Genomic DNA, 16,088 nt, shown 5'->3' with positions numbered 1-16,088 from the left:
CTCGTACACCACGCCGTAAGGGTGGGTGGCCTCTGGGTGGGTCGTGTTAACGGCGTTAAGGGGTGAGCCCTCAGGGGTGCGGGGCGTTAACGGGGGTGCCGGGTGAGGATGCCCCGGTGGGGTGGTGTTAACGGCGTTAATGGCGGGCGGTTGCCTCCTTGGGTCCTTTGGTGCCGGTGGCTCGGTGTTCGCTGCGATTGTGAGTGGAGCGTTGTTGCCAGTTCGCGGGTACTGGACCGGGCATCATCGCGGGTCGTGATCTGGTGCGCGCCGAGGTTCCGGCGGGGCTGGTCTCGCCTTCGGTACTGGGCGAGGCGACGGCGGCCTGACGTTACCTTCGAGGGCCGGCGGGGCGTGGCTGCCATGAGGGCTCGCGGGGGCGTGAGGGTCGGGGGCGCGAGGGCTTTGTGCAGCGTGCGGGCGGCAGCGTTAACGGCGTTAACGGGTGGTCCAGCCGCCGTCCACCGAGAGGGTTGCGCCCAGGACGAAAGAGGCGCGGTCGCTGCACAGCCAGGCGGCCGACTCGGCGATTTCCTCGGGGACGGCCATGCGGGGGAGGGGGGCCGACTGGAGGAGGACCTCTTCCATGGCCGGGTTCTCGCGGAGCCAGGCGTCGATCATCTCGCTGCGGGTGGCCCCCGGGGCGATGGCGTTCACGCGGATGCCCTGGGCGGCGTACTCGCAGGCGGCGGCCTTGGTGAGGCCCAGGACCGCGTGCTTCGAGGCGATGTAGGGCGCCGTCACCGGGGTGGCCACCAGGCCGGCGGTGCTGCTGTTGTTCACGATCGAGCCGCCGCCGGTGGTCAGCATGGCGCGGATCTCGTGGCGCATGCAGTTCCAGACGCCGCGGACGTTCGTGTCCATGACGCTGTCGTACGTGTCCTCGTCCAGCAGGTGCATGGGCTTGGGGGTCGCGCCGATGCCCGCGTTGTTGAAGGCCGCGTCGAGCCGGCCGTAGGTGGCGACGGCCGCGGCGACCGCGCGGGCCACGTCCTCGGTGCGGGAGACGTCGGCGACCACGTACTGGGCCTGGTGGCCGGCGGCGCGCAGTTCCTCGGTGAGCTCGGCGAGTTGGGGCTCCCGGCGGGCCACGAGCGTCACGGCGGCGCCCTCGCGGCAGAACACGCGGGCGGCGGCCGCCCCGATGCCGGCGCTCGCGCCGGTTATCAGCGCTGATTTGCCCACCAGCAGAGATTTACTTGTTCCCAGCGTCACCGCGCGACCGTAACACGGTGCAATGGGGCGTGTGATGAAGAGAGAGATCCAGAGTGTGCTGGTGACCGGGGCTGCAGGGTTTGTCGGATCTGCTGTTGTGGAGCGGCTCTTGGAGGAGGGCGTGCGGGTGCGGGCGCTCGTCCATCGGGCCGATGCAGGCGAAGGGGTGGAAGCGGTACGGGGGGACCTGGCTCGGGGCGAGTCGTTGCGGGGGGTGTGTGACGGTGTCGGCGCGGTGCTGCATCTGGCCTCGCGGATCGGGGGGTCGCCGCAGGAGTGCCGGGCCGTGAACGTGGAGGGGACGCGGGCGCTGCTCGCGGAGGCGGAGCGGGCCGGGGTGCGGCGGATCGTGCAGCTGGGGACGGCGGCCGTGTACCGGGACGGGGCGCACCGGGGTGCGGTGGAGGGGGAGCTCCCCGAGGAGCCGGAGTCGGTGACCAGTGTGACCCGGCTCGGCGGGGAGCGGCTGGTGCTGGCGGCCGGGGGGACGGTGCTGCGGCCTCATCTGGTGTACGGGCGGGGCGACCGCTGGGTGGTGCCGTCGCTGGTGCAGTTGCTCGCGCGGTTGCCGCACTGGGTGGACGGCGGGCGGGCCCGGACGTCCATGGTGTCGGTGGATGCGCTGGCGGGTGCGCTGGCGGAGCTGGCCGTACGGGAGGAAGGCGCAGGCGGTGTGCTGCATGCCGGTCATCCCGAGCCGGTGACCGCGCGGGAGCTGGTGGAGACGGTCGTACGGGAGCTCGGGCTGCCGCTGCCGGCGGGGGACGTGGACGTGCCCGGGGCGCTGGAATTGCTGGGGGGCCCGGGGGAGCCGGATCCGGTGCTGCGGCGACGGGTCTCGCTGTACGCGGTGGACCACTGGTACGACAGCGGGCGGTTGTGGGGACGGCTGGAGGCCTCGCCCGGGCCGCGGTTCTCGGAGGCGTTCGGTCAGTACGCCGACTGGTACCGGGCTCAGGGTCTCGGCTGAGAGCGCCGACGGGCCGCTAGGCGGCGCCGGTCACCGTGGAGTGGAACACGGTGCGGCCCTCCTGGTGGCCGGTGACCACGACGTGGCCGGGGGAGACGAGGGTGGCGTCGATCCAGCAGGGGGCGTCCAGTTCGGCATAGTGGTGGAACTCGGTGGCGATGCCCGAGGGGGTGAAGCCGCCGGGGGCGTGGAGCCCGCAGGCGGCTTGGCGGGCGGCCTCGACGAGGACCATGCCGGGGTGGTGGTCGTTGGCGTGCTCGAAGAGGATCGGGTGGTCGAGGTCGGGGCTCAGCTGCCAGCGGCCCGGCCGGTCGCCGGGGGCGAGGACCACGTCGAAGGGCAGCAGCCGGCCGGCGGAGGCGGCGGCGATCGGCGTGAGGCGGGGCAGCGGCCGGGTTAAGGCCTGCAGGCCGCGCTCGCCGCGGAGCCGTCGGTAGGTGGCGGGGGCGACGCAGCTGAAGCGGGCGGTGCCGGAGCCGGCGACTTCGCCGTTCCGGCGGATGTCCACTTCGAGGAAGCCGGAGAAACGGTTCCCCTTCCAGCCGAAGTCCGTGCACACGGCGGTCATCTCGAGGTCGCTCGGGCTGCGGCCTATGCGCAGCCGCTCGGGCCGGGTCGTGAAGTCGAGGCTCCAGAGCAGGACGTTGTGGCCGAGGGGGACTCCGTAGACGGCGTGGCAGAGGTAGAGCCCCACCTGGCGGATGGTCTCGCCGGCCTGTACCGGGTCGTGGCTGGTGCCGTCGGCGCTGGTGAAGAAGGTGTGGGCGCGGGGCCACTGCCCGGTGAGGGAGAAGGAGTCAGCGCCGATGGGGTCGCAGCCGGTCAGGAAGACCTCGGCGAGAGAGCGGCGGTGGACGTACTCCCGGGGCACCGTGGTGGTCAGGCCACGGGCGTCGTTGCAGCGCATCCATGGTTCCCCCGCCCCCGGCAGAGGGAGGACGGGCGCGTTGTTCCTGATCGTCAGCATGGTCATGGACTACTCCCGCAGAGCCGTTTGACGGATGGGACGGGGTGGGTTCGGGTGCTCACGCGAGACGCAAGATACGTACTCTCCGGTTTTGTTTGCAAGGTCCCAAGAGGCAGCGGATATGGCGCGAGTAACGGTGCCCCCAAGTGGGAAGCGGGGATTGCGGGCCGTCTGCATGACGCCTACCAGCGGATATCCGGGTCGGGGGTGTCGGCCGGGACGCGGCGGGTCCCGCCCCAAGTGAGAGGGGGTCTTCCGGTCATATGCGCCGGTCCGGCAGGGCGGTGGCACCTGCCGTTCTGCCGAGGAAATTCAAGCCGGCTCCGGGCCGTCGGTACGGCGTCGGCCCTGCCCCGCAAACCATTGGCATGCGGGGCGGGTCGTGTCAGACTCGGGGCCGCCGCCGGTGAAACAAGAACCGGATGGGCGGTTTTCAACTGCGGGGCGTGGACACTCGGCTGCGCCCTGTTGCCGACAGCCGCCGTGCATCCTGGAGAGCTTCAGATGAACCGACAGTGCCCGATAGCGATCGACGTCTCCGGTGCGGACGTGCACGCCGAGGCAGCACTCATCCGCGAACAGGCGCCCGCGACGCAGGTACTGCTGCCGGGCGGGGTGACCGCCTGGGCCGTCAACCGGCATGCCGACATACGCAGGCTGCTGGTCGATCCGCGGGTCTCGAAGGACGCGTACCGGCACTGGCCGGCCTGGATCAGCGGGGAGGTCGGCGCCGAGTGGCCGCTGGCGATCTGGGTCTCCGTGCAGAACATGATCACCGCCTACGGCGCCGAGCACACGAGGCTGCGCAAGCCGGTCGCCGCCGCCTTCACCGCGCGGCGGGTGGCCGGCATGCGGCCGAGGATCGAGGAGGTCGTCGACGGGCTGCTCGACCGGCTGGCCGTGCTGCCGCCGGGTCAGGTGGTGGACCTGCGCACGGAGTTCGCGCACGAGCTGCCGACGCGGATCGTCTTCGAGCTGTTCGGGATCCCGGAGCGCTCGTGGGCGCCCCTGCACAAGATCATCAAGGGCTTCTTCGACACCGCGATCACGGCCGAGGACGCGCAGCGGAACGCGGCGGACCTCGACGTCACGATGGCCGACCTGGTCGCCTACCGGCGGGCGCACCCCGGGGACGACATGACCAGCGCGCTGATCGCCGCCCGGGACGCCGGCGGGCAGGAGGGGCGGGCGGAGCTCGGTGAGAAGGAGCTCGTCGACAACCTGATCCTGCTCTTCACGGCCGGCTACGAGACCTCCGTCAACCTCATCTGTACGGCGCTGCACGAACTGCTCCGCAACCCCGACCAGCTGGCGCTCGTACGGGAGGGGCTCGCCTCCTGGGAGGACGTGGTCGAGGAGGCGCTGCGGATCGAGTCGCCGGCCTCGTACGGGCTGCTGCGGTTCGCGGTGGAGGACATCGACATGGGCGAGGGGGTGGTGATCCCGCAGGGCGACCCGATCATCGTGTCCTTCGGCTCGGCCGGGCGGGACCCGGCGGTGCACGGGGCGGACGCGGAGCGGTTCGACGTCACCCGTGAGACGCGCGGGCAGCACCTGTCCTTCGGGTTCGGGACCCACTACTGCCTGGGCGCGAACCTGGCGCGGCTGGAGTGCGCGATCGCCGTGCGGCGGTACTTCGAGAGATTCCCGGCGACGGCCGTGGTGGCTCCGGAAGCGGGGGAGCTGCCGCGGGTGGAGTCGTTCATCTCCAACGGGCTGCGGGAGTTGCCGGTGGTCCTGGGGGCGGAAGCGGGAGTGACGCAGTGGCGGATTGACGGAGTGACGGAGTGACGGAGTGACGGATTGATCACGTGAGGGTTGATCCTGACCTGCTTGAAAAAAATCGGACCTTCTGGTTGGTTTTAATGGGGTGGTGGATCCCGTCATGCGGATCCGGCCGCAACGAACCCATGGACAACGGAGGCACCCGTGGCACGGCAGGAGCGTGCGGTACGTACGCGTCGCGCGATCTTGGAAGCGGCGGCGGCGGTCTTCGACGAGCGCGGATACGACGCGGCCACCATCGCGGACATCCTCTCCCGGGCGGGCGTCACCAAGGGCGCCCTCTACTTCCACTTCTCCTCCAAGCAGGAGCTGGCCCAGGGCGTGCTCGACGAGCAGTTCGCCGAGGGCGGGGTGCCGCACCGGGAGAGCAAGCTGCAGGAACTCGTCGACGTCGCCATGGTGATGGCGTACCGGATGAAGCGTGAGCCCATGCTCAGCGCGGGTGCCCGGCTCTCCTTGGGGCCGGGCATGCGCGAGGTCTTCGGCGGGGGCTCGGTGCCGGGCTGGATCGAGTTCACGCGGACCCTGCTGGTCCAGGCGAAGGAGCAGGGTGAGCTGCTGCCGCACGTCGATCCCGCCGAGACGGCCTGGATCCTCTCCGCCTGCTGGACGGGCGCGCAGATCTACTCGCAGACCCTCAGCGACCGCGCGGACATCGAGCAGCGGGTGTCCGCGGTCTACCAGCACATCTGCCCGAGCATCGCGACGCCGGCGATGCTCGGCAGGCTGGACATGGCCCCTGACCGCGGGCGGCGGGTGACCGCGGAGATGGGGCTCGGGCCCGGTCCGGGGGCGGCGCAGGAACCGGAGCCGGCGCTGTCCTGAGGTTGCTCCGGCGGGAGTTGGGCAGGCGGGGTCCGGGGCTCCGGGGCTGACGGTCTGCGGGGTTCGGCGGGTGCGCCGGGTTTCGGTGGACCGGTCGGCTCCAGCCGGACGCGAGCCGGGCTCCGGCGGGGCCGCCGACTGTGGCCGTAAAGATCTTGTACCCCCTTGGGCAAACCGCGTTGGCGGTTTGTGGAGACTCCATGGTCAAGCAGGAGCGTGGCGCTCGCACGCGGGAAGCTCTGGTGCGTGCGGCCGCGGAGGTGTTCGCCGAGCAGGGGTTCGTCACCGCGTCGATCGCGGTGATCAGCCGCCGGGCCGGGGTGAGCGCCGGGGGCCTGCACTTCCACTTCGGCAGCAAGACCGCGCTGGCGCAGGCCGTCGAGGACCGGGCGGCACAGGCGGTGCGGGAGATCACGGTCGGAGTGGCGGGGTCTGCTGCCGGGTCTGCTGCGGGGGCGGGTGCCGGCGGGAGCGCCCTGCAGGTGTTGGTCGATGCCACGCATGCGCTGATGGCCCTGCTCGCGCGGGACGTGGTGGTGCGGGCCGGCTTCGGGCTGTGCGCGGACGCCTCCTGGAGCGGCGGGGTCGACCTGCGCGGGCAGTGGCGCCTCTGGGTCGGGGAGGTCGTGGCGGCCGCGGCGCGGGAGGGGTCCCTTGCCGAGGGGCTCTCCCCGCAGGACGCGGCGCGCGGGGTGGTGGCCGCGACGGTGGGGCTGGAAGTCATGGGCGCGTACGAGCGGGAGTGGGTCGCGCCGCACACGCTCACCCGGTTCTGGACGCTGATGCTGCCGCGGCTCGCGGCGGCGGGGACCCTGGACGGGCTGCTGCCGCAGGGGTCGGCGGGGGGCGTGGTGCCGCCGGGTGAGGGCTTCGGATCGGACTGACCGGTCTGCTTTTGGTGGGGGGGCCCTGCTCCTGTGACCCTTGTTGAGGGGTGGTTGAGGCTCGCTGTGGTGGTTTCGTGAGGGGGAGTTTTTTCTGAAATCCCAGTTCACAGACGGTTCTTGAGGGGTGGTGGGGTATCGCTGGTCCCGAAAACAGCACGACCGGTTTGATATTGACAAACCGTCGGTCCTGTTTTCTACTGACGGTGCGACTCATCCAAGGACAGGGGAGTACGGCGTGGACATCGATGTACTGGGCGCGTTGGCCGTGCGGGAGAACGGAGTCTCCATCACGCCGACCGCCCCCAAGCCCCGGCAGGTCCTGGCGCTCCTGGCCCTCCATGCCGATCAGGTGGTACCCGTATCGGCACTGATAGAGGAGCTGTGGGCGGGCGAGCCGCCGCGCAGTGCGCGTACGACGCTTCAGACGTATGTCCTGCAGCTGCGGGCGCTCATCGCGACCGCCTTGGAGCGGGGTGCGGATGCGGCTGCGGGTGAGCAGGCGGGGATGCGGACCGCCAAGGACATCCTGGTCACGCTGCCCGGCGGATATCTGCTGAACAGCGGTGGCGGGACCCTCGACGTGCGGGAGTTCGACCGGCTGGCGGGGACCGGCTACCGCGCGATGGACGCCGGGGACTTCCCCGGTGCGGCGCGGCTGCTGCGGGAGGCGCTGGCCCTGTGGTCCGGGCCGGCCTTCGCCGACGTACAGGGCGGGGTGCAGCTGGACATGGAGACCCGGCGGCTGGAGGAGACGCGGCTGTGCGCTCTGGACCAGCGGATCGAGGCCGACCTGCGGCTGGGGCGGCACCGGGAGCTGCTGGCCGAGCTGACGGTGCTGGTGACGCGCTACCGGACGCACGAGAACCTGCACGGGCAGTTCATGCTCGCCCTGCACCGGTCGGGGCGGCGGGGCGAGGCGTTGGACGTGTACCAGCGGCTGCGCGGGACGCTGGTGCGGGAGCTGGGGCTGGAGCCGTCCGTGGCGCTGCGGCGCTTGCAGCGGTCGATCCTGATGGCGGGGCCGGAGAGTCTGGCCGAGGCCAATGTGGAGCCGGGGGGCGAAAGGCTCGTGCGGGTCTGAGGGTTCGGGCTTGGGTTCGGGCTTGGGTTCGGGCTTGGGTTCGCGTTCGGGCTCGGGCTCGGGTGCGGTGCGGGTGTGGTGCGGGTGTGGGTCCGGGGGCTCTGTCGGGGGCGAGAGGAGACGGCTCGGTGCAGGAGAGGTCGGAGCGGACCCGGAGGCGGCTGGTCTACGCCGGGGCCGAGATGTTCCACCGGAACGGCTACGCCAACGCGACGCTGGGCGAGATCGCGGCCGCGGCCGGGGTGACGAAGGGGGCGCTGTACTTTCACTTCGCCTCCAAGGACGAGCTCGCGGAGGCCGTGCAGCAGCGGGGGTGCGCGCTGTTGCACGATGCGGTGCGGGCGCTGCGTGAGGACGGGGTCTCGCCGTTGCAGGCGCTGATCGACGTCACGCACTGGCTGGCACGGACGTTGTACGAGGAGCCGGCGATTCCGGCGAGCTTCCGGATCACGAAGGAGTGCGGCGGGGCGGGGCCGCGGGGGCCGGTCGGGGCGCGGCCGGTGGTCGTGGACTTCCACGGGGCGTGGATTTCGGCGGTGTGTACGTTGCTCCGGCTGGCGCGGGACGCGGGGGAACTGCCGGCGGCGGGCCGGCGGTGGGAGAGCGCGGAGGCGTTGGTCGCGGCTGCGGCGTGCGGGATCGAGACCATGGCCGGGACCGGGATGTCGTACGGGGAGTTGCGGGGGAAGGTGGGGGCGTTGTGGGCGCTGCTCCTGCCGAGTCTCGTGGCCGACGGGCGGGAGCGGGGGTATCGGACCGAGGCGGAGTTCCTCGGGGCGGAGGCGGTGCGGATCGGGTTGTGAGGGGGCCCCGGCTGGGCCGCGAGCCGTGGGCCGCGGGCCCCGGTCGGAGAAGGGTGCGGCGCCGTTGCTGGGGCTCCGCCCCAGGCCCCGCGCCTCAAACGCCGGCGGGGCTGGAGTTGGCCGGCGGCGGGGGCTGGGTGTGTGGGGCTGGACGGTGCGTGCGGGTCAAGGATCGGGGCTCCGCCCCGGGCCCCGCGCCTCAAACGCCGGCGGGGCTGGAATTGCCCGGTGGCGAGGTTCGGTTGGGGCGCTCGGATTGTGCGGGTGCGGGTACGAGATCGGGGCTCCGCCCCGGGCCCCGCGCCTCAAGCGCCGGCGGGGCTGGAGTTGGCCGGCGGCCTCGAGCGCCGGTGGGGCTGGAGTTGGCCGGCGGCCTCGAGCGCCGGTGGGGCTGGAGTTGGCCGGCGGCGTGCCTTGAGGGTGGCGGGGGTGGGATTGGCTGTGGGTGTGTCTCGGGCGTTGGGCTGGATGGGGGCTTGAAAGGGGCTTGAGGAATCGGGGGGTGGGGGTGGGGTGGGGCTAGCGTGCCCCCGTGCTCGACGACTTGGGGGAGGAGACTGTGAAGATTCAGGTTTTGGGTCCGTTGAGTGCCGAGGTCAACGGGGGATCCATTGTTCCGACCGCCCGTAAGCCCAGGCAGATTCTCGCGCTCCTCGCCCTGTATCCGGGGCGGGTGATGCCGGTGCCCACGCTCATGGAGGAGATCTGGGGGACCGCGCTGCCGCAGAGTGCGCTGACCACGCTGCAGACCTACATACTCCAGCTGCGTCGGCGGCTCGGTACCGCCATGGGGCCGGGCGGGCCCGGTGGCGTGAAGGATGTGCTGGTCACGCGGCACGGGGGGTATTTGCTGCAGATACCGCCCGAGTGTGTGGACGTGCATGAGTACGAAACGCTTGTTGCTCGGGGGCACAGCGTCTTCGAGCAGGGTGATGACGAGAGCGCGGCGGCCATGCTGCGGGCGGCGCTCGCGCTGTGGCAGGGGCCCGCGCTGGTCGACGTACGGGCGGGGCCAATCCTGGAGATCGAGGTGATGCGGCTGGAGGAGAGCCGGCTCGGCACCGTGGAGCGGCGGATCGACGTGGATCTGCGGCTGGGCCGGCATACGGAGCTGCTGGCCGAGCTCACGGAGCTGATCGCCCGGCATCCGCAGCACGAGGGGCTCCACTCGCAGGCGATGGTCGCGCTGTACCGGTCGGGGCGGCAGGCGACGGCCCTGGACGTGTACCGCAGGCTGCGGGGCCGACTGATCGAGGACCTGGGCGTCGAGCCGTCGCCGCAGTTGCAGCGGTTGCACCAGGCGATGCTGACGGTGGATCCGGCGCTGGACGTGCAGGCGGGGCCGAAGCGGGGGTCGACCTTTGACTTGTACGCCGTGTGAGGCACTTGGCATGCCGTATGGGTTTTGGTGAGGGGCTGCGGGAGTTCCGGCTTCACGTGGCGCAGGCGGAGCTGGACGACCTGCGGGGGCGGCTGGGGCGGGTGCGGTGGCCCGACGAGCTGCCCGGAGTGGGGTGGGCGTACGGGATTCCGCTCGGGGAGATGAGGGAGCTCGTCGAGTACTGGCGCTCGGAGTACGACTGGCGGGCGGCCGAGGCGCGGTTGAACGCCTGGCCGCAGTTCACCACCGTCATCGACGGGGCGAACGTGCACTTCGCGCACCTGCGGTCGCCCGAGCCGGATGCCACGCCGCTGCTGATGACCCACGGCTGGCCCGGCTCCTTCGTGGAGTTCCTGGAGGTCGCGGGTCCGCTGACCGATCCGCGGGCGCACGGCGGGGATCCCGCCGATGCCTTCCATCTGGTGCTGCCGCACATTCCGGGCTTCGGGCTGTCCGGGCCCACGACCGGGGCGGGCTGGGAGTTCAAGCGGGTCGCACGGGCCTTCGGGGTGCTGATGGAGCGGCTCGGGTACGAGGCCTACGGGGTGCAGGGCGGTGACTGGGGGGCCGCCGTGTCGAGGGAGCTGGGGCGGCTGCGGCCCGGGAACGTGGTGGGGGTGCATCTGAATCTGCTGCCGGGCGGCGGGGCCGCCGAGGAGCCGCTGCCCGAGGAGCTGGCGGCGCTGAGCCCCGACGAGCGGGAGCGGACGGTGGCCAGCTGGGAGCGGTACCGGAGTTGGGCGCGCGAGCGGCAGGGGTATGCCGACATCCAGGCGACCCGGCCGCAGACCCTCGCGTACGGGCTGAATGACTCGCCGGTCGGGCTGCTGGCCTGGATCGGGGAGAAGTTCGCCGAGTGGAGCGATCCCCGGTGCCCCGTCGACCGGGAGAGGGTTATCACCAATGTGATGCTGTATTGGGTGACCGGGACGGCCGGGTCAGCCGCCCGGATCTACTACGAGCGGGCGCACGCCGACTACGCCGGGCAGCCGCCGGAGGTGTCGCGGACGCCGACCGCACTCGCCGACTTCCCCCGGGACAACTTCATTCCGCTGCGGCACGTGGCCGCACGCACCGACAACATCGTCCGCTGGACCTCCTACGACCGGGGCGGGCACTTTCCCGCGATGGAGGTGCCGGAGCTGCTGGTGGAGGATGTGCGGGCCTTCTTTCGCCTTCTCGCCTCCTGACGGGGGCCTCGTCAGGCCTGGGCGGTGGCGGTGCGGGAAATGGCGTCCAGGGCGGCCGGCCACGGGAAGTGGGGCGGGATGTCCTGGCCGGCCGGGCCGGGGATGAAGCCGCCCTCGCCGAACAGGACCTCCACCCCGGCGGCGCGCAGGACGGCCAGGGACTGGTCGAACTGCGGGTGCGCGGCGAGGCCCGTGTTGGTGCAGGGCACGGCGACGGCGGGGGTGCCCTTGCCGATCGCCTCGGCGGCGACGCCGACGGTGAATCGGTCGGTGAGGCCGAGGGCCCAGGCGTTGACCGTGTTGAAGGTGGCGGGTGCGAAGAGCAGGGCATCGGCCGGCGGCCATACGTCGTCCTCCCCGGGCAGCTTGTACTGCCAGCGCACCGGGTGCCCGGTCAGGGCGGCCAGTCCGTCGAGGCTTCCGGCCAGCCAGTGGGCCGCGGTCGGGGTGAGGCCGAGGCACACGTCCCAGCCGCGGGCCTGGGCGTCCTCGATCACGTGGGCCACGTCGAAGACGGGCGGGGCGGCGGAGCAGAACAGGTACAAGGTCCTCGTGGTCATGCGGCCATATGATCATATTGCTTGACCTCAACCATGCTTGAGGGAGCATGATCGGTTCCATGAGCGAAAACGAACGCGGGACAGAAGCAGAAGCTGCGGCAATCGAGGCGATCGCGGAGGTCGTCGCCACCGTCGAGCGCACGCAACAGGCCAAGGACGCCGAGGGCTTCCTCGCCCTCTTCCACCCGGACGCGCTGTGGACCACCGCACACGGGAAGGTCCTCATCGGATTCGACGCGATAGCCGAGTTCACGCGGGAGGTGCTGCCGGCGGCGAGTTGGGACGGGAAGGTCAGCTACGAGGTGGTCCACACGCAGTTCCTGCGGCCCGACGTGGCCGCGGTGAAGGTGCGGCAGGTCTACCACGGGGCCGACGGGGAGGGCAGCGAGGGTGCGCCGCTGTACGTGATGACCCGGGCGCAGGACGGGCGCTGGCTGCTGACGGCCTGCCAGAACACCCAGGTGGTGGTCGCCGACCCCGCTTAGCCCGATCAGCGCCCGGGTCGTTTGCCGGGTTACTGCTTCGGCCAGCCGATGTCGTCGTCCGGCTGCTCGTCCTGGGCCGGGCCGGTGGAGCGGAGGGCGGCCGCCGGGGCCGCGGTGTGTGCTGCGGGCGTCCAGGACGCGCGGGATGCGCACACCGATGGCCTCATCGTCGACTCCAAGGCGCTGGATTGCGGGAAGAGCAGGGCGCCGGCCGGTTCGGCGGCCGGATTCTGGAGAGTCTGCCTCGACGGGGTCGAGGACCGCTCGAGGAGCGCATGAGGTCCGGATGAGGTCCGCACGAGACCGGCCCGCAATCCGTGGCAAAGGTTTGCCCGGCTGTTGCCGGGGACCCTACGCTCGGGGCCCGTTCCCGACAGATTCCTTGCCCGCGACCTCAAGGATGCTCATGCTGCGACAGCCTGCGTTCGGACACCGCCTGAGGAAGCTCCGGCTGGCCAAGGGCCTGTCGCAGACGGCGCTGGCCGGCGAGGGCATGTCCACCGGCTACCTCTCCCGCCTGGAGTCCGGGGCGCGTCAGCCCACCGACCGGGCCGTCGGCTACCTGGCGGGCCGGCTGGGCCTGGAGGCGTCCGACTTCGAGGAGCCGGCCACCGGCTCCCTGGCCCACGCCCTCACCCTCGCCGGGTCCACCGGCTCCCCCGACGCCATCGAGGCGCTCCGCCAGGCGCTGGCCGCCGAGGGCCACGAGAGCCCGGTTCTGCGCTGGCAGGCACTGTGGCTCCTCGCCCAGGCCGCCCGCGTCCAGGGCGACCACGCGGTGGAGCGGGAGCGGCTCGCCCAACTGGTCGCGCTCGGCGAGGAAGTGGGCGTCAGCGAGCTGCGCGTACGCGGCCTGACCCGGCTCGCCCGCTGTCTGCGCTCCATCGGTGAGATCACCCCGGCCGTGGACGCGGCCGTCGAGGCCCACCGGATCGCGCTGGGCGAGAAGCTGGGCGTGGAGGACCGGGCCACCGCCCTGCTGGCGCTCGTCTCCGTACAGGCCGAGGCGGGTCGGATGGGGGACGCCCGGGTGCACGCGGACGAGCTGACCGCCCTCGTCGAGGGCCGCTCCGACGCGCTGTGGGCCGAGGCCATGTGGACCGCCGCCGCCGTGCGCATGCGCCAGGGCGACTACCCCGGGGCGCAGGCCTGCCTGGACGACGCCCTCGACCGGTTCAGCAGCCAGGAGGACCTGATCCTGTGGATCCGGCTGCGCCTGGCCACCGGCCGGCTGCACCTCCAGAAGATGCCCGTCGACCCCGCACAGGCGCAGCGCCGCGCCGAGGAGGCCGAGGCCGCCCTCGCCTTCGTGGGCACACCGGCCCTGCGGCAGGACCTGACCGCCCTCAAGGCCGATCTCGCCTTCGCGACCGGCCGCTACGACGATGCGCGCGCCCTGCTCGGCGAACTGGCCGCCGACCAGCCGAGGATGACGTACCGCGGGCAGGTGCGGCTGGAGATCCTGCGCCACCAGCTGCTGATCCTCGGCGGCGACCCCTCCGGCATCCAGGGGCTGCGCGCCCTGGCCCAGCAGGCACAGGAGGACGCCAACATCGACCTCGCCGCCGAGATCTGGCGGGTGCTGGCCGATGCGCTGACGGAGGCGGGTCAGGTCGGCCCCGCCTCGGTCGTCGGGGGGTTGGGAACTGTTGGTTCTTTAGTTCACTCGTGTGAGTGATAGTGCATTTGGGTGAGTGTCCTTACCGTCGGTTGCATGAATCTCAAGGAGTGGGCGAAGGCGCAGGGTGTGCATCCGCAGACCGCGTATCGCTGGTTCCGTGAGGGCAATTTGCCGGTTCCGGCCGAGCGTGTGGGGCCGCGGACGATTCTGGTGAACGTGGAGGCCAACACCCTGCCGGTAGTGGTCGGTGGTGTCCGCCTGTACGCCCGTGTCTCCTCTCTCGACCAGAAGCCGGATCTGGAGCGTCAGACGGCGAGGTTGTCGGCGTGGGCGGCGAAGGCCGGGGCATCGGGTGGTGCGGATCGAATCCGAGGTCGCGTCCGGGATGAACGGCTCGCGTGCCAAAGCGCGTCGTCTGTTGGCCGATCCGGATGTCACGACCGTGGTGGTGGAGCACAAGGACCGCCTGGGCCGCACGAGCGTCGAACTCGTCGAAGCGGCCCTGTCCGCGACCGGCCGTCGCCTGGTGGTCCTCGATGACGGCGAAGTCGAGGAGGATTTGGCTCGCGACATGGTCGAGGTACTGACCTCATTCTGTGCCCGCTTGTACGGACACCGTTCGGCGAAGGACCGGGTGCGCAGGGCGCTGGAGGCGGCGGCCGGCGATGGGTGAGCCGACCGGGAAGCTGCGTGCCATCGCCCCTTCGTTTGTGGCGCTGGGTCCGTCCGGTGTGGCGATACGCGACCGCCTGGGGCACCTCACCCCGGAGGATGAGGAGGTCCTGCGGGCTGTCGGTGAGCACCAGGGCAGGCTCGCGTCCCTTGACCTCAAGCGGCGTTGCACGGACGGTCCCGACCACTCCACCGACACGTGGGCGGCACGTAAGCGGGAGCTGACGAAGGAATCGTCGTCGCGGATCGCCGGGGCGATCACCAAGGCCAGCCACGATCAGTGGGCGCTCGCCCGCCGCTGCCAGGCCGCGAACATCCAGAACCTGGACGCCGGTATCCGCACACTGCGGCACCGGCTGTCCCTCCCCATCGGGGAGAAGGGCAGCAAGCGGGCTGCGGGCGGCTACCGCTCCAAGCGCGAGTGGTTCAACAAATCCCGCCGTCTGGCCGCGTTGGAGGCCCGCCACGCTGCCGCTGTGCGCGACTGGCAGGCCGGTCGGGTCCGCGTCGTGCGGGGCGGGAAGCGGCTGGCGAACACCCGGCACCACCTCGCCGAAGCCCAGCTCACCGAAGAGCAGTGGCGTACCCGGTGGGAAGCCGAACGCTGGTTCCTGGCCGCCGACGGCGAGTCCGGGAAGCGGTTCGGGAACGAGACGATCCGCGTCACCCCCGACGGTGAAGTATCGATCAAGCTGCCCGCGCCGCTGGCACACCTGGCCAACAGCAAGCACGGCCGCTACACCCTCACCGCGAAAGTCTCCTTCAAGCATCGGGGCGAGGAATGGGCCGATCGGATCGAAGCAGACCGGGCGGTGGCCTACCGCATCCACCTGGATGTGGAGCGCGGACGCTGGTACCTGACCGCAGCCTGGCAGCGCCCCATCGTGCAGACCGTCCCGCTCGCCACCGCCCGCGCGAACGGAATGGTCAGCGTCGACACCAACGGCGACCACTTCGCCGCCTACCGGCTCGACCCGCACGGTAACCCGGTCGGCCGGCCGCACCGCTTCCCCTACGATCTCAGCGGCTCGACCGACCACCGTGACGCCCAGATCCGCCACGCCATCACCGGGTTGCTGCAACTGGACGAAGAGCACCGGCGTCCAAGGCCATCGCGATCGAAGACCTCGACTTCACCGCAGAGAAGACGCGGGAGAAGCACGGCCGCAGGAAACGGTTCCGGCAGCTCATCTCCGGAATCCCGACCGGCAAGCTCAAAGCCCGCCTCGTGTCGATGGCCGCCGAACAGGGTCTTTCCATCGTCGCTGTCGACCCGGCATACACCTCCCAGTGGGGAGGCCGGCACTGGCAGAAGCCGCTGGTCACCCCGAGCCGACAGATGTCCCGGCACGATGCCGCCGGCATCGCGATCGGGCGACGCGCCCTCGGGCACCGGATCCGGCGACGGACGGCACCGCCCCCACACGACCAGAGTGATCGTTTGGGGCATCGGACCGCCCAGGCCGGACCAGGCACCCGAAGGCGTGACGGAAACCGCCCACCCACAACGGACCGGCTCCACGGAGAGCCGACGCCGAGTGGGAAGAGAACGCGGAGACCCAGTGCATCCAAAACCGTTCGGGATGCGCCCAGCACGCACCAGTGGGTCCAAGACCCGGTCGCGCACACTGGTTAGGAACGGTTGA

General features: G+C 71.3%; 14 protein-coding genes and 2 pseudogenes. 12 read left to right on the top strand and 4 right to left on the bottom strand.

Annotated features, from left to right (window positions below; genetic code table 11):
• Window positions 1-438 precede the first annotated feature (438 nt).
• Entirely contained in the window at window positions 439-1,209 is a 771-nt protein-coding gene (locus J7E94_RS17055) for a glucose 1-dehydrogenase (RefSeq protein WP_251056791.1), read from the bottom strand.
• A 28-nt stretch (window positions 1,210-1,237) separates the two neighbouring features.
• Here J7E94_RS17055 and J7E94_RS17050 point away from each other — a divergent pair, with 28 nt between their 5' ends.
• The gene (locus tag J7E94_RS17050; protein ID WP_308345182.1) at window positions 1,238-2,185 is read left to right on the top strand and encodes an NAD-dependent epimerase/dehydratase family protein; all 948 of its coding nucleotides are present in this window, start codon (window positions 1,238-1,240) and stop codon (window positions 2,183-2,185) included.
• Between the two features lie 16 nt (window positions 2,186-2,201).
• Here J7E94_RS17050 and J7E94_RS17045 read toward each other — a convergent pair whose 3' ends face one another.
• Window positions 2,202-3,158: a ScbA/BarX family gamma-butyrolactone biosynthesis protein gene (locus tag J7E94_RS17045; RefSeq protein ID WP_251056775.1), complete on the bottom strand. Its 957-nt coding sequence runs from the start codon at window positions 3,156-3,158 to the stop codon at window positions 2,202-2,204.
• Window positions 3,159-3,656: 498 nt separating this feature from the next.
• Here J7E94_RS17045 and J7E94_RS17040 point away from each other — a divergent pair, with 498 nt between their 5' ends.
• The 7 genes from J7E94_RS17040 (at window position 3,657) to J7E94_RS17010 (ending at window position 11,104) form a co-directional block, all read left to right on the top strand.
• On the top strand, window positions 3,657-4,943 hold the full coding sequence (locus J7E94_RS17040; protein WP_215016290.1) for a cytochrome P450: 1,287 nt from the start codon (window positions 3,657-3,659) through the stop codon (window positions 4,941-4,943).
• A 138-nt stretch (window positions 4,944-5,081) separates the two neighbouring features.
• The gene (locus J7E94_RS17035; protein WP_215016289.1) at window positions 5,082-5,762 is read left to right on the top strand and encodes a ScbR family autoregulator-binding transcription factor; all 681 of its coding nucleotides are present in this window, start codon (window positions 5,082-5,084) and stop codon (window positions 5,760-5,762) included.
• A 200-nt stretch (window positions 5,763-5,962) separates the two neighbouring features.
• A complete protein-coding gene (locus tag J7E94_RS17030; RefSeq protein ID WP_215016288.1) occupies window positions 5,963-6,646 on the top strand; it encodes a ScbR family autoregulator-binding transcription factor in 684 nt (227 codons plus the stop codon).
• Window positions 6,647-6,884: 238 nt separating this feature from the next.
• Complete coding sequence (locus tag J7E94_RS17025; RefSeq protein WP_215016286.1) at window positions 6,885-7,730, top strand: AfsR/SARP family transcriptional regulator; 846 nt, start codon at window positions 6,885-6,887, stop codon at window positions 7,728-7,730.
• Window positions 7,731-7,858: 128 nt separating this feature from the next.
• Window positions 7,859-8,533, top strand: coding sequence for a ScbR family autoregulator-binding transcription factor (locus J7E94_RS35430; RefSeq protein ID WP_215016285.1), 675 nt, complete (start codon window positions 7,859-7,861; stop codon window positions 8,531-8,533).
• Window positions 8,534-9,092: 559 nt separating this feature from the next.
• A complete protein-coding gene (locus J7E94_RS17015; protein WP_215016299.1) occupies window positions 9,093-9,914 on the top strand; it encodes an AfsR/SARP family transcriptional regulator in 822 nt (273 codons plus the stop codon).
• 17 nt (window positions 9,915-9,931) lie between these two features.
• Window positions 9,932-11,104: an epoxide hydrolase family protein gene (locus tag J7E94_RS17010; protein WP_215016284.1), complete on the top strand. Its 1,173-nt coding sequence runs from the start codon at window positions 9,932-9,934 to the stop codon at window positions 11,102-11,104.
• An 11-nt stretch (window positions 11,105-11,115) separates the two neighbouring features.
• Here J7E94_RS17010 and J7E94_RS17005 read toward each other — a convergent pair whose 3' ends face one another.
• Window positions 11,116-11,664: a flavoprotein gene (locus tag J7E94_RS17005; protein ID WP_215016283.1), complete on the bottom strand. Its 549-nt coding sequence runs from the start codon at window positions 11,662-11,664 to the stop codon at window positions 11,116-11,118.
• A 59-nt stretch (window positions 11,665-11,723) separates the two neighbouring features.
• Between J7E94_RS17005 and J7E94_RS17000 the strand changes: the two genes are divergently transcribed.
• Window positions 11,724-12,149, top strand: coding sequence for an SgcJ/EcaC family oxidoreductase (locus J7E94_RS17000; protein ID WP_215016282.1), 426 nt, complete (start codon window positions 11,724-11,726; stop codon window positions 12,147-12,149).
• Between the two features lie 29 nt (window positions 12,150-12,178).
• On the opposite strand, the gene J7E94_RS35425 is transcribed toward J7E94_RS17000, so the two are convergent.
• A complete protein-coding gene (locus J7E94_RS35425; RefSeq protein ID WP_285440772.1) occupies window positions 12,179-12,304 on the bottom strand; it encodes a hypothetical protein in 126 nt (41 codons plus the stop codon).
• Between the two features lie 251 nt (window positions 12,305-12,555).
• On the opposite strand from J7E94_RS35425, the gene J7E94_RS16995 reads away from it, so the two are divergent.
• The 3 genes and pseudogenes from J7E94_RS16995 (at window position 12,556) to J7E94_RS16985 (ending at window position 16,078) form a co-directional block, all read left to right on the top strand.
• Window positions 12,556-13,827, top strand: a complete 1,272-nt coding sequence (locus tag J7E94_RS16995) for a helix-turn-helix transcriptional regulator (RefSeq protein WP_215016281.1) — start codon at window positions 12,556-12,558, stop codon at window positions 13,825-13,827.
• A gap of 36 nt (window positions 13,828-13,863) precedes the next feature.
• Window positions 13,864-14,443: pseudogene (locus J7E94_RS16990) on the top strand (IS607 family transposase).
• A pseudogene (locus tag J7E94_RS16985) lies at window positions 14,436-16,078 on the top strand (IS200/IS605 family accessory protein TnpB-related protein). Before J7E94_RS16990 ends, J7E94_RS16985 begins: the two co-directional pseudogenes overlap by 8 nt.
• Window positions 16,079-16,088 lie beyond the last annotated feature (10 nt).

Source organism: Streptomyces sp. ISL-94, from assembly GCF_018614075.1.
Taxonomy (GTDB): Bacteria; Actinomycetota; Actinomycetes; order Streptomycetales; family Streptomycetaceae; genus Streptomyces.
The sequence above is the reverse complement of the archived record's forward strand: the minus strand, read 5'-3'. Positions and strand labels throughout refer to the sequence as shown.